This window comes from Streptomyces sp. MMG1121 (assembly GCF_001280015.1).
In the GTDB taxonomy this organism is placed as follows: Bacteria; Actinomycetota; Actinomycetes; order Streptomycetales; family Streptomycetaceae; genus Streptomyces.
The window spans coordinates 248,751-262,429 of sequence record NZ_LGDV01000226.1 but is presented as its reverse complement, the minus strand read 5'-3'; the positions used below and the strand labels follow the sequence as shown (position 1 = coordinate 262,429).

Sequence of the window (13,679 nt, the reverse complement as noted above, 5' to 3'; positions counted from 1 at the left end):
ACATCGGCATGTCTAAGCGCTTGCTCAGATTCCACCGTACCGGCGAGTACGGAATGCGTCCAGAGACGCAGGTCACTCCTCGCCGGCCGCCTCGAACGCCCCGCACGCCATCCGGTGCAGCAGCGCCGCCGTGGCGCCCCGGCCGGGCAGCGTGCCCGCGCGGCCGAGGTGGGGCGTGGAGTTCAGCAGTCCGAAGACCGAGTGGACGGCGGAGCGGGCGGCGGGCTCGGTCAGCGCCGGGTACACCTCGCGGACCACCTCCACCCACAGCTCGACGTACTGCCGCTGGAGCTGGCGCACCAGCTTGCGGTCACTGTCGCGCAGCCGGTCCAGCTCGCGGTCGTGCAGGGTGATCAGCGGGCGGTCGTCCAGGGCGAAGTCGATGTGGCCCTCGACGAGCGAGTCGAGCACGGCCCGGGCGCCGGTGCCGCCGTCGGCCTCCGCCAGGCGCCGCTTGGCCCCCGTCAGCAGCTGGCCGCTGATGCCGACCAGCAGCTCGGCGAGCATCGCGTCCTTGCCCGGGAAGTGGCGGTACAGACCGGGGCCGCTGATACCGACCGCTGCACCTATCTCGTCCACGCCCACGCCGTGGAAACCGCGCTCGGCGAAGAGCCGCGCGGCCTCCTTGAGGATCTGCTCGCGCCGGGTGGGGGCGTCGGTTCTGGTGACCATGCCGATAATTCTAGACAGCGAGGTTAGCGGTCGTTAACCTGAAGGAAATGGTTAACGCTCATTAACCGGTTCGAGCACCGGGTGAGGGGACCGCAGGATGCAGGAGGCACCGGAGCTCCGGAGCGCGGCAGACCCCGCGTCGGAGGCCTGGCGGGCCAATGAACAGGCCCATCTCGCGCTGCTGGAGGAGTTGCGCGGCAAGCTGGCCGCGGCGGCGCTCGGCGGCGGTGAGAAGGCCCGCGCCCGGCACACCGCGCGCGGCAAGCTGCTGCCCAGGGACCGGGTGGACACACTGCTCGACCCGGGCTCGCCGTTCCTGGAGCTGGCCCCGCTCGCGGCCGACGGGATGTACGACGGGCAGGCACCGGCCGCCGGGGTGATCGCCGGGATCGGGCGGGTCAGCGGGCGCGAGTGCGTGATCGTCGCCAATGACGCCACGGTCAAGGGCGGCACGTACTACCCGATGACCGTGAAGAAGCACCTGCGCGCCCAGGAGGTGGCCCTCGACAACCGGCTGCCGTGCGTCTACCTCGTGGACTCCGGCGGGGCCTTCCTGCCGATGCAGGACGAGGTGTTCCCGGACCGCGAGCACTTCGGGCGGATCTTCTACAACCAGGCGCGGATGTCCGGCGCCGGGATCCCGCAGATCGCGGCCGTCCTCGGCTCGTGCACGGCGGGGGGCGCGTACGTGCCGGCCATGAGCGACGAAGCGGTGATCGTCCGCAATCAGGGCACGATCTTCCTCGGCGGCCCGCCGCTCGTGAAGGCGGCCACGGGTGAGGTCGTCACGGCGGAGGAGCTGGGCGGCGGCGAGGTCCACGCGCGCGTGTCCGGCGTCACCGACCACCTCGCCGAGGACGACGCGCACGCGCTCAGGATCGTGCGGAACATCGTCGCCACGCTCCCGGCCCGGCCCTCCCTGCCCTGGGAGGTCCAGCCGACGGTCGAGCCCAAGGTCGACCCCTACGGGCTGTACGGCGCCGTCCCCGTCGACTCCCGTACCCCCTACGACGTACGCGAGATCATCGCGCGCGTGGTCGACGGCTCCCGGTTCGCCGAGTTCAAGAGCGAGTTCGGGCAGACCCTGATCACCGGCTTCGCCCGGATCCACGGCCACCCGGTCGGGATCGTCGCCAACAACGGCATCCTGTTCTCCGAGTCGGCCCAGAAGGGCGCCCACTTCATCGAGCTGTGCGACCAGCGCGGCATCCCGCTGGTGTTCCTGCAGAACATCTCGGGGTTCATGGTCGGCAGGGACTACGAGGCGGGTGGCATCGCCAAGCACGGCGCCAAGATGGTGACGGCGGTGGCGTGCACGCGCGTGCCGAAGCTGACGGTGGTGGTCGGCGGTTCGTACGGCGCGGGCAACTACTCGATGTGCGGCCGGGCCTACTCCCCCCGCTTCCTGTGGATGTGGCCGAACGCCAAGATCTCCGTCATGGGCGGCGAGCAGGCCGCGAGCGTCCTCGCCACGGTCAAGCGCGACCAGCTGGAGGCGCGCGGCGAGTCCTGGTCCGCCGAGGACGAGGAGACCTTCAAGGCGCCGGTCCGCGCGCAGTACGAGCGCCAGGGCAACGCCTACTACGCCACCGCCCGGCTCTGGGACGACGGCGTGATCGACCCGCTGGACACCCGTCAGGTGCTGGGCCTCGCCCTCACCGCCTGTGCCAACGCGCCGCTGGGAGATCCCCAGTTCGGCGTCTTCCGGATGTGAGGAGGGGAACCGTGTTCGACACAGTGCTGGTGGCCAACCGGGGCGAGATCGCCGTACGCGTCATCCGTACGCTCCGCTCGCTGGGCGTGCGCTCGGTGGCGGTCTTCTCCGACGCCGACGCGGACGCGCGGCACGTCCGGGAGGCCGACACGGCGGTACGGATCGGCCCGGCGCCGGCCGCCGAGAGCTATCTGTCGGTGGAGCGCCTGCTGGCGGCCGCCGCCCGCACGGGTGCGCAGGCCGTGCACCCGGGGTACGGCTTCCTCGCCGAGAACGCCGCGTTCGCGCGCGCGTGCGAGGAGGCGGGGCTGGTCTTCATCGGCCCGCCCGCGGACGCGATCGCGCTCATGGGCGACAAGATCCGGGCCAAGGAGACGGTGCAGGCGGCCGGCGTTCCGGTGGTCCCCGGCGGCCGGGATCCCGAACTCGCCGAAGCAGCCCGCGCACTGGGCGCACCCGTGCTGCTGAAGCCGTCGGCCGGCGGCGGCGGCAAGGGCATGCGGCTGGTGCGGGACATGGCCGTCCTGGAGGAGGAGATCGCCGCCGCCCGCCGCGAGGCCCGCGCCTCCTTCGGCGACGACACGCTGCTGGTGGAGCGGTGGATCGACCGGCCCCGGCACATCGAGATCCAGGTGCTGGCGGACGGCCACGGCAACGTCGTCCACCTCGGCGAGCGCGAGTGCTCGCTCCAGCGGCGGCACCAGAAGATCATCGAGGAGGCGCCCAGCGTGCTCCTCGACGAGGCCACGCGCGCGGCGATGGGCGAGGCGGCCGTACAGGCGGCCCGCTCGTGCGGCTACCGGGGCGCGGGCACGGTGGAGTTCATCGTGCCGGGCAACGACCCCTCGCGGTACTACTTCATGGAGATGAACACCCGCCTCCAGGTGGAACACCCGGTCACCGAGCTGATCACGGGCCTGGACCTGGTCGAGTGGCAACTGCGGGTGGCGGCCGGGGAGGAGCTGGGCTTCGCGCAGCAGGACGTGACGCTGACCGGGCACGCGGTCGAGGCCCGCATCTGCGCGGAGGACCCGGCGCGCGGCTTCCTCCCCTCCGGCGGCACGGTACTGCTGCTGAGGGAACCCGAGGGCGACGGCGTGCGCACCGACTCCGGCCTCAGCGAGGGCACCGAGGTGGGCAGCCTGTACGACCCGATGCTGTCCAAGGTCATCGCCTACGGCCCCGACCGGGAGACGGCGCTCAGGAAACTCCGGGCGGCACTCGCGCGGACGGTCACGCTGGGCGTGCAGACCAACGCGGGCTTTCTGCGGCGGCTGCTCGGGCATCCGGCGGTCGCCGCGGGCGAGCTGGACACCGGCCTGGTCGAGCGGGTCGTGGACGACCTGGTGCCGACGGACGTGCCGCAGGAGGTCTACGAGGCGGCGGCGGCCGTCCGCGCCGAGGCGCTGGAGCCGCGCGCGGAGGGCTGGGTCGACCCGTTCTCGGTGCCGAGCGGCTGGCGGCTCGGCGGCACCCCGAAGCCGCCCGCCTTCCCGCTGCGGGTGCAGGACCCGGTGACGTACACCCGCCGAGGCACCGCCACGGTCACCGCCGACACGGTCTCCGTCACCCTCGACGGCGTCCGGCACACCTTCCACCGGGCCGGTGACTGGCTCGGCCGGGACGCGGACGCCTGGCAGGTGCGCGACCACGACCCGGTCGCCGCGTCCCTCACCGGGGCCGGGCACGCGGGCGCCGACTCGCTGACCGCGCCGATGCCGGGCACGGTGACGGTGGTGAAGGTCGCCGTCGGCGACGAGGTCACGGCGGGGCAGAGCCTGCTGGTGGTGGAGGCGATGAAGATGGAGCACGTCATCTCCGCCCCGCACGCGGGCACGGTCGCCGAGCTGGACGTGACGCCGGGCACGACGGTCGCCATGGACCAGGTGCTCGCCGTGATCGCACCCCATGAGGAGGCGGAGTCATGAGCGCCGAAGGGCTGCCCATGGTCGTCCCGGCCACGGATCTGCCCTCGCGGGTGCGGATCCACGAGGTCGGCGCGCGCGACGGTCTGCAGAACGAGAAGACGGCCGTACCGACGTCGGTGAAGGCGGAGTTCATCCGCCGGCTGGCCGACGCGGGCCTGACGACGATCGAGGCGACGAGCTTCGTGCACCCCAAGTGGGTGCCCCAACTGGCCGACGCCGAGCAGCTGTTCCCGCTGCTCGCCGACGTGCCGGCCGACCTTCCGGTGCTGGTGCCCAACCAGCGCGGCCTGGACCGGGCGCTCGCGCTCGGCGCCCAGCGGGTCGCGGTCTTCGCCAGCGCCAGCGAGTCCTTCGCACGGGCCAACCTCAACCGCTCGCTGGAGGAGTCGCTGGGGGTGTACGAGCCGGTGGTGCGGCACGCCAAGAAGGCGGGCGCACACGTACGCGGCTACGTGTCGATGTGCTTCGGCGACCCGTGGGAGGGCGCGGTGCCGATCCACCAGGTGGCCTCGGTCTGCACGACCCTGCGGGACATGGGCTGCGACGAGCTGAGCCTCGGCGACACGATCGGCGTGGCCACCCCGGGCCATGTGCAGGAACTGCTCAACGTGCTCAACGAGGAGGGCGTGCCGACCAACGTGATCGGCGTGCACTTCCACGACACCTACGGCCAGGCGCTCGCGAACACCTACGCGGCGCTGGAGCACGGGGTGACGACGATCGACGCCTCCGCCGGCGGCCTCGGCGGCTGCCCGTACGCCAAGTCGGCCACCGGCAATCTCGCGACCGAGGACCTCGTCTGGATGCTGCGGGGCCTCGGCATCGAGACGGGCGTCGACCTCGGCCGTCTCACCGCCACCAGCGTGTGGATGGCCGAACAGCTGGGCCGCCCGAGCCCGTCCCGTACCGTCCGCGCTCTCTCCCACAAGGACCAGTGATCAGCATGGACCACCGTCTCAGCCCCGAGCTGGAGGAACTCCGCCGTACGGTCGAGGCGTTCGCGCACGACGTGGTGGCGCCGAAGATCGGCGACTTCTACGAGCGGCACGAGTTCCCGTACGAGATCGTCCGCGAGATGGGCCGCATGGGCCTGTTCGGGCTGCCGTTCCCGGAGGAGTACGGCGGCATGGGCGGCGACTATCTCGCCCTCGGCATCGCCCTGGAGGAACTGGCCCGGGTGGACTCGTCGGTGGCGATCACCCTGGAGGCGGGCGTCTCGCTGGGCGCGATGCCGATCCACCTCTTCGGCACGGAGGAACAGAAGCGCGAGTGGCTACCGAGGCTGTGCGCGGGCGAGGCCCTGGGCGCGTTCGGCCTCACCGAACCGGACGGCGGCAGCGACGCCGGAGCCACCCGTACGACGGCCCGTCTGGACCCGGACACGAACGAATGGGTGATCAACGGCACGAAGTGCTTCATCACCAACTCGGGCACGGACATCACGGGTCTGGTGACGGTCACGGCGGTGACGGGCCGCAAGCCGGACGGCCGGCCGCGCATCTCGGCGATCATCGTCCCGTCGGGCACCCCGGGCTTCACGGTGGCGGCCCCGTACTCGAAGGTCGGCTGGAACGCGTCGGACACGCGCGAGCTGTCGTTCGCCGACGTGCGGGTGCCGGCCGCGAACCTGCTGGGCGAGGAGGGCCGGGGCTACGCCCAGTTCCTGCGCATCCTCGACGAGGGCCGTATCGCCATCGCGGCGCTCGCGACGGGCCTGGCGCAGGGCTGTGTGGACGAGTCGGTGAAGTACGCGAAGGAACGGCACGCCTTCGGCCGCCCGATCGGCGCCAACCAGGCCGTCCAGTTCAAGATCGCCGACATGGAGATGAAGGCCCACACGGCCCGCCTGGCCTGGCGCGACGCCGCCAGCCGTCTGGTCGCCGGGGAACCCTTCAAGAAGGAGGCGGCCCTGGCCAAGCTGTACTCCTCCACCATCGCGGTCGACAACGCGCGCGACGCGACGCAGGTCCACGGCGGCTACGGCTTCATGAACGAGTACCCGGTGGCCCGCATGTGGCGCGACTCCAAGATCCTGGAGATCGGCGAGGGCACGAGCGAGGTCCAGCGGATGCTGATCGCACGGGAGTTGGGGCTGGTGAGCTGACCGGCCCGGCACCGTGAGCGGCTCGAAGGGTCCTGGAGGGCCGGGGTCGGCCCTCCAGGACCTTCACCACGCCGCGGGCATGGCTCCCCTCTGGACATCGAGTGAGGTTAGGCTAACCTGACTTTCGAATCAGCCTGGTGGATCACCCCGCCCTGTTCCGAAAGCAGCCGAGCCATGCCCAACGCCCCTGTCTCCCGTGTCAACCGCCGCGGCGTCCTCGCCGCGGGCGGCGTCCTCGCGCTCGGCGCCGCGCTCGTCGCCTGCGGGGACGGCAAGGGCAAAGACAGCGGCTCCGGCAGCGGGCCGAAGGCCGGCAAGTCCGGCCCCTGGTCCTTCAAGGACGACCGCGGCACGACCGTGAAGCTGGACAGGGTTCCCGCGGACATCGTGGCGTTCACCGGCGTCGGCGCGGCCCTCTACGACTACGGCGTCCAGGTCAAGGGCGTCTTCGGCCCGACGAAGACCAGCGCCGGCAAGCCCGACGTCCAGGCCGGCGACATGGACATCAGCAAGGTCACGATCCTCGGCAACGCCTGGGGCCAGTTCAACATCGAGAAGTACGCCTCCCTCGCGCCGGAGGTGCTGATCACGACGATGTTCGACAACGCCGGCACCCTCTGGTACGTCCCCGAGGAGTCGAAGAAGAAGATCGCCGAGCTGGCCCCCAGCGTCGGCATCTCCGTCTACGACCGCCAGCTCACCGGGCCGCTCCAGCGCATGTGGGACCTCGCCGAGTCGCTCGGTGCGGACATGAAGGCCGCCGAGGTGACCGACGCCAAGAAGCGGTTCGAGGCCGCGGCCGCCCGGCTGCGCGCCGCCGCCAAGGCCAAGCCCGGCCTCAAGGTGATGGCCGGCAGCGCGAGCGACCAGCTCTTCTACGTCTCCGGCACCGACCTCTCCGTCGACCTGGAGTACTTCAAGGCCCTCGGCGTGAACTTCGTCGAGCCCCCGCAGAGCGCGAAGAAGCAGGGCGGCGGCTGGTACGAGTCGCTGAGCTGGGAGAACGTCGACAAGTACCAGGCCGACATCATCATGATGGACGACCGCACCTCGGCGATGCAGCCCGCCGACATCACGAAGGCGACCTGGAAGAAGCTGCCCGCGGTGAAGGCGGGCCAGGTCATTGCGCGTTCACCCGAGCCGATCCTCTCGTACGACAAGTGCGTGCCGCTGCTGACGAGTCTGGCCGAGGCGCTGGAGAAGGCCAGGAAGGTCAGCTGAGCGCCGGGCCGACCAGCCGGTTCACCGCACATCAGCCCTGAAATCCCCCATCTCAGGAGCCACACATGACGACGGCCGTAGCCGCCCCGTTCCGTTTCTTCTCCCTCCAGGTCGTACGGACGAGGCGGCTCGGTCCGTCTCTGGTCCGGGTCACCTTCGGCGGGAGCGACCTGTGCGAGTTCCAGTCGCTGGGCCGCGACCAGTCCCTCTCCCTCTTCCTGCCGCACCCCGGCCAGAGCGAGCCGGCCGTCCCGCTGGAGCTGGGCGACGGCTGGTGGCAGGGCTGGCGTGAACTCCCGGACGACGTACGGGCGGTGATGCGCTCGTACACACTGCGGGCCCTGCGCCGCGATCCGGACGAGATCGACATCGACTTCGCCCTGCACGGCCTCGAACCCGGCACGGGCACCCCGGCCGGTCCCGCCTCCCGCTGGGCCGCCCGTGCCACCGCCGGTGATCGCGTCCTGGTGCTCGGCCCCGCCCTCGCCGACAACCGCGCCATCCGCTTCCGCCCGCCCGAGGACACCACCCTCGTCGTCGTCTGGGGCGACGAGACCGCCGTACCCGCCGCGACCGCGATCCTGGAGTCCCTCCCGGCCGGTACGCGCGCCCGGGCCTGGCTGGAGGTCCCGCACGCCGGGGACATCCAGGACGTGCGGACCGAGGCGGACGCCGAGATCACGTGGCTCGTGCGGCACGACGGGTCCCCCATGGCCGTCGACGCCGTACGGGCCGCCCGACTCCCCCTCTGCGAGCGGCCGTACGTGTGGATCGCCGGCGAGTCCGGGCAGGTCAAGGCGTTGCGGCGGCACTTCGTGGGTGAGCGCGGGGTCGACCGGCGGCGGGTGACGTTCGTCGGGTACTGGCGGCAGGGGATGACCGAGGAGCAGCTGCGCGCCGCGGAGTGATCCGCCTCTGACGTGACACCGGTCACGGGTGACGCACACCTTGATCCAAAAAAGTTAGGTTAGGCTAACCTAAGTTGAACCGGCACGGACTGTCCCCTCGGAGGACCCCCACATGCGCTCGCACCTGCTCAATGGCCTCACCGCGGAGCACTACCGCAGCTCCGTGACCGAAGGAGTCGAGCGGGTGGCGGCGAAACTCGCCACCACCGACCGTCCGTTCACCGGCGTCACCGCCGACGCCCTCGCCCCCCGAGTCGACGCCATCGACCTCGACCGGCCGCTCGGCGACACCGCCGCCGTCCTGGACGAGCTGGAGGACGTCTACCTCAAGGACGCGGTCTACTTCCACCACCCCCGCTACCTCGCCCACCTCAACTGCCCGGTCGTCATCCCGGCGGTGCTCGGCGAGGCCGTGCTCTGCGCCGTCAACTCCTCCCTCGACACCTGGGACCAGTCGGCCGGCGGCACCCTCATCGAACGCAAGCTCGTCGACTGGACGACCGGGCGCATCGGCCTCGGGCCCGCCGCCGACGGCGTGTTCACCTCCGGCGGCACCCAGTCCAACCTCCAGGCGCTGCTGCTGGCCCGGGAGGAGGCCAAGAGCGACTCCCTCGCCAAACTGCGGATCTTCGCCTCCGAGGTCAGCCACTTCAGCGTGCAGAAGTCGGCCAAACTGCTCGGCCTCGGCCCGGACTCGGTCGTCGCGATCCCCGTCGGCCACGACAAGCGCCTGCAGACCGTCGCCCTCGCCCACGAGCTGGAGCGCTGCCACCGGGACGGACTGGTCCCGATGGCGGTCGTCGCCACCGCCGGCACCACCGATTTCGGCTCCATCGACCCGCTCCCCGAGATCGCCGGGCTCTGCGCCCAGTACGGCGTGTGGATGCACGTCGACGCGGCCTACGGCTGCGGGCTGCTCGCCTCCCTGAAGTACCGCGACCGCCTCGCCGGCATCGAACGCGCCGACTCGGTGACGGTCGACTACCACAAGTCCTTCTTCCAGCCCGTGAGTTCGTCCGCCCTGCTCGTGAGGGACGCGGCGACCCTGCGGCACGCCACCTACCACGCGGAGTACCTCAACCCGCGCCGCGCGGTGCAGGAACGAATCCCCAACCAGGTCGACAAGTCGCTGCAGACCACCCGCCGCTTCGACGCCCTCAAACTGTGGATGACGCTGCGCGTGATGGGCGCCGACGGCATCGGGCAGCTCTTCGACGAGGTCTGCGACCTGGCGGCCGAGGGCTGGAACCTGCTCGCGGCCGACCCCCGTTACGACGTGGCCGTGCAGCCCTCGCTCTCCACCCTCGTCTTCCGCTACATCCCGGCGGCCGTGACCGACCCGGCCGAGATCGACCGCGCCAACCTCTACGCCCGCAAGGCCCTGTTCGCCTCCGGCGACGCCGTGGTCGCGGGCACCAAGGTCTCCGGGCGCCACTACCTGAAGTTCACCCTGCTCAATCCCGAGACCACGGCGGCCGACATCGCCGCCGTCCTCGACCTGATCGCCGGCCACGCCGAGCAGTACCTGGGAGAGTCCCTTGACCGCGCTTCCTGAAGCCAGCCGCACCTATGACTTCGTGGGGATCGGGCTTGGCCCCTTCAACCTCGGCCTCGCCTGTCTGACCGAGCCGATCGCCGAGCTGGACGGCGTCTTCCTGGAGTCCAAGGCGGACTTCGAGTGGCACGCCGGGATGTTCCTGGACGGCGCCCACCTCCAGACCCCGTTCATGTCGGACCTGGTCACCCTGGCCGACCCGACCTCGCCGTACTCCTTCCTCAACTACCTGAAGGAGAAGGGCCGGCTGTACTCGTTCTACATCCGCGAGAGCTTCTATCCGCTGCGGGTCGAGTACGACGACTACTGCCGCTGGGCGGCGAACAAACTCAGCAGCGTCCGCTTCGGCACGACGGTCACCGAGGTGACGTACGAGGACGAGCACTACGTCGTGCGCACCCGGACCGGCACGACGTACCGCGCCCGCCACCTCGTCCTCGGCACCGGGACGGTCCCCTACGTCCCACAGGCCTGCCAGGGCCTGGGCGGCGACTTCCTGCACAACGCGCAGTACATGCACCACAAGGCGGAGCTGCAGTCGAAGAAGTCCATCACGATCGTCGGCAGCGGCCAGAGCGCCGCGGAGATCTACTACGAGCTGCTCGCCGAGATCGACGTACGCGGATACGAGCTGAACTGGGTCACCCGCTCCCCGCGGTTCTTCCCGCTGGAGTACACCAAACTGACCCTGGAGATGACCTCCCCGGACTACATCGACTACTTCCGCGCCCTGCCCGAGGAGACCCGCTACCGGCTGGAGAAGCAGCAGAAGGGGCTGTTCAAGGGCATCAACTCGGACCTGATCGACTCGATCTTCGACCTGCTCTACCAGAAGAACGTCGAGAGCGGCGGACGTCCGGTCCCGACCCGGCTTCTCACCAACTCCTCGCTGACGAGCGCCGCGTACGAGGAGGGCGCGTACACGCTCGGCTTCCGCCAGGACGAGCAGGGCAAGGACTTCGAGATCCGCACCGAGGGCCTGGTGCTGGCGACGGGCTACCACTACGCGCCGCCGGCCTTCCTCGCCCCGGTCCACGACCGCCTGCGCCGCGACGCCCACGGACGCTTCGACGTCGCCCGCAACTACTCCATCGACACCACGGGCCGCGGCGTCTTCCTCCAGAACGCCGGCGTCCACACCCACAGCATCACCAGCCCCGACCTGGGCATGGGCGCCTACCGCAACAGCTCCATCATCCGTGAGCTGCTCGGCACCGAGTACTACCCGGTCGAGAAGACCATCGCTTTCCAGGAGTTCGCCGTATGACCTTCACCTTCCGTCCGCTCGACCCGCTGAAGGACGCCGAGCTGCTGCACAGCTGGGTCACCCACCCCAAAGCGGCCTTCTGGATGATGCAGGACGCGACGCTGGTCGACGTCGAGCGCGCCTACATGGAGATCGCGGCCGACGAGCACCATCACGCGCTGCTCGGACTCCGGGACGGCGAACCGGCCTTCCTGATGGAGTACTACGACCCCACGCACCGCGAACTGGTCGGCCTGTATGAGCCGTTGCCCGGTGACGTCGGCATGCACTTCCTGACCCCGGCGACCGACACTCCCGTGCACGGGTTCACCAAAGCCGTCATCACCGCCGTGCTGGCCCGCCTCTTCGAGGACCCGGCGACCGAGCGTGTCGTCGTCGAACCGGACGTCGCCAACAAGGCCGTCCACGCCCTGAACGAAGTGGTCGGGTTCGTGCCCGAACGCGAGATCCAGAAGCCGGAGAAAAAGGCGTTGCTGAGCATCTGCACCCGGGAGCGGTTCCTGTCGGCGACGGGGGTGGCCGCATGACGCCCGCCGACGCCGTGGCCCATCTGTCCCCCGAGCGCTGGGCGGACGCCAACCGGCAGCTCATACGCAAGGCGCTCGCCGAGTTCGCTCACGAGCGCCTGATCACGCCCGAGGCCCTCGACGACGGACGGTACGCCGTACGCAGCGACGACGGGCTCACCTCCTACCGGTTCAGCGCCGTACGGCGGGCCCTCGACCACTGGCAGGTCGACGCCGCATCCCTGACCCGGCACCGCGACGGCGGCGAACTCCCGCTCGCCGCACTGGACTTCTTCATCGAGCTGAAGGACTCCCTGGGCCTGAGCGACGAGGTCCTGCCGGTCTACCTGGAGGAGATCTCCTCCACCCTCTCCGGCACCTGCTACAAGCTGACCAAGCCCCGCGTCACCTCCGCGGAGCTGGTCACGAGCGGCTTCCAGGCGATCGAGACCGGGATGACCGAGGGGCACCCGTGCTTCGTCGCGAACAACGGGCGGCTCGGGTTCGGCATCCACGAGTACCTGTCGTACGCCCCGGAGACCGCGAGCCCGGTGCGGCTGGTGTGGCTGGCCGCGCACCGCTCGCGGGCCGCGTTCACGGCGGGCGTCGGGATCGAGTACGAGGACTTCATCCGGCAGGAGCTGGGCGAGGAGACCGTCGGGCGGTTCCGGGACACGCTGACCGCCCAGGGTCTCGACCCGGCCGACTACCTGCTCATCCCGGTCCACCCCTGGCAGTGGTGGAACAAGCTGTCCGTCACCTTCGCCGCCGAGGTGGCCCGCCGGCTTCTTGTCTGCCTCGGCGAGGGGGACGACGAGTATCTGGCCCAGCAGTCCATCCGGACCTTCTTCAACAGCAGCGACCCGCACAAGCACTATGTGAAGACGGCCCTGTCCGTCATCAACATGGGCTTCATGCGCGGTCTCTCGGCCGCCTACATGGACGCCACCCCGGCGATCAACGACTGGCTGGCCCAGCTGATCGAGAACGACCCGGTGCTGAAGTCGACGGACCTGACGATCATCCGGGAGCGGGCGGCCGTGGGCTACCGGCACCTGGAGTACGAGCAGGCCACCGACCGCTACTCGCCGTACCGCAAGATGCTGGCCGCGCTGTGGCGGGAGAGCCCGGTGCCCTCGCTGCGCGACGGCGAGTCCCTCGCGACCATGGCCTGTCTGCTGCACGTGGACCACGCCGGCGCCTCCTTCGCGGGCGCGCTGATCGAACGGTCCGGGCTCGCGCCCACCGAGTGGCTGCGCCGGTATCTCGGGGCGTACTACACCCCGCTCCTGCACAGCTTCTACGCCTACGACCTGGTGTTCATGCCGCACGGCGAGAACGTCGTCCTGGTGCTGGAGGACGGGGTCGTGCGGCGCGCGATCTACAAGGACATCGCCGAGGAGATCGCGGTGATGGACCCGGACGCCGCACTGCCGCCCGAGGTGCGGCGGATCCGGGTGGAGGTCCCTGAGGACAAGAAGCTGCTGTCGATCTTCACGGACGTCTTCGACTGCTTCTTCCGCTTCCTCGCCGCGCACCTGGCCGCCGAGGGGATCCTGGAGGAGGACGACTTCTGGCGGACGGTCGCCGAGGTCACCCGTGAGTACCAGGACGCCAACCCTCAACTGGCCGACAAGTTCGCCCAGTACGACATGTTCGCCCCAAGGTTCGCGCGCTCCTGCCTCAACCGGCTCCAGCTGCGCGACAACCGGCAGATGGTGGACCTGGCGGATCCCTCCGGCGCCCTCCAGCTGGTGGGAACCCTGAACAATCCCATCGCGGGGTTCTGATCCGGTCCGACGGG

General features: G+C 70.4%; 11 protein-coding genes. 10 read left to right on the top strand and 1 reads right to left on the bottom strand.

The genetic code is table 11. From position 1 onward, the window contains the following. Window positions 1-72: 72 nt before the first annotated feature. On the bottom strand, window positions 73-672 hold the full coding sequence (locus tag ADK64_RS34360; protein WP_053665606.1) for a TetR/AcrR family transcriptional regulator: 600 nt from the start codon (window positions 670-672) through the stop codon (window positions 73-75). A 97-nt stretch (window positions 673-769) separates the two neighbouring features. On the opposite strand from ADK64_RS34360, the gene ADK64_RS34355 reads away from it, so the two are divergent. The 10 genes from ADK64_RS34355 (at window position 770) to ADK64_RS34310 (ending at window position 13,665) form a co-directional block, all read left to right on the top strand. Beyond that, window positions 770-2,386, top strand: a complete 1,617-nt coding sequence (locus ADK64_RS34355; protein ID WP_053665604.1) for a carboxyl transferase domain-containing protein — start codon at window positions 770-772, stop codon at window positions 2,384-2,386. 11 nt (window positions 2,387-2,397) lie between these two features. Beyond that, window positions 2,398-4,314: an acetyl/propionyl/methylcrotonyl-CoA carboxylase subunit alpha gene (locus tag ADK64_RS34350; protein ID WP_053665602.1), complete on the top strand. Its 1,917-nt coding sequence runs from the start codon at window positions 2,398-2,400 to the stop codon at window positions 4,312-4,314. Further along, window positions 4,311-5,252 carry a hydroxymethylglutaryl-CoA lyase gene (locus ADK64_RS34345; RefSeq protein WP_053665599.1) on the top strand — a complete coding sequence of 314 codons (942 nt, stop codon included), beginning with the start codon at window positions 4,311-4,313 and terminating at the stop codon, window positions 5,250-5,252. Before ADK64_RS34350 ends, ADK64_RS34345 begins: the two co-directional genes overlap by 4 nt. Before the next feature lie 5 nt (window positions 5,253-5,257). Continuing rightward, a complete protein-coding gene (locus tag ADK64_RS34340) occupies window positions 5,258-6,418 on the top strand; it encodes an acyl-CoA dehydrogenase family protein (RefSeq protein ID WP_053665820.1) in 1,161 nt (386 codons plus the stop codon). 174 nt (window positions 6,419-6,592) lie between these two features. Beyond that, on the top strand, window positions 6,593-7,639 hold the full coding sequence (locus ADK64_RS34335; RefSeq protein WP_053665597.1) for an ABC transporter substrate-binding protein: 1,047 nt from the start codon (window positions 6,593-6,595) through the stop codon (window positions 7,637-7,639). 65 nt (window positions 7,640-7,704) lie between these two features. Then, on the top strand, window positions 7,705-8,547 hold the full coding sequence (locus ADK64_RS34330) for a siderophore-interacting protein (protein WP_053665595.1): 843 nt from the start codon (window positions 7,705-7,707) through the stop codon (window positions 8,545-8,547). A 112-nt stretch (window positions 8,548-8,659) separates the two neighbouring features. After that, window positions 8,660-10,102 carry a lysine decarboxylase DesA gene (desA, locus tag ADK64_RS34325; protein WP_053665593.1) on the top strand — a complete coding sequence of 481 codons (1,443 nt, stop codon included), beginning with the start codon at window positions 8,660-8,662 and terminating at the stop codon, window positions 10,100-10,102. After that, window positions 10,086-11,369: a lysine N(6)-hydroxylase/L-ornithine N(5)-oxygenase family protein gene (locus tag ADK64_RS34320; RefSeq protein ID WP_053665591.1), complete on the top strand. Its 1,284-nt coding sequence runs from the start codon at window positions 10,086-10,088 to the stop codon at window positions 11,367-11,369. The genes desA and ADK64_RS34320 overlap by 17 nt, the downstream gene beginning before the upstream one ends. Then, window positions 11,366-11,896, top strand: a complete 531-nt coding sequence (locus ADK64_RS34315) for a GNAT family N-acetyltransferase (RefSeq protein ID WP_053665589.1) — start codon at window positions 11,366-11,368, stop codon at window positions 11,894-11,896. Before ADK64_RS34320 ends, ADK64_RS34315 begins: the two co-directional genes overlap by 4 nt. Continuing rightward, a complete protein-coding gene (locus tag ADK64_RS34310) occupies window positions 11,893-13,665 on the top strand; it encodes an IucA/IucC family protein (protein WP_053665587.1) in 1,773 nt (590 codons plus the stop codon). Before ADK64_RS34315 ends, ADK64_RS34310 begins: the two co-directional genes overlap by 4 nt. The last annotated feature ends 14 nt before the right edge of the window (window positions 13,666-13,679 follow it).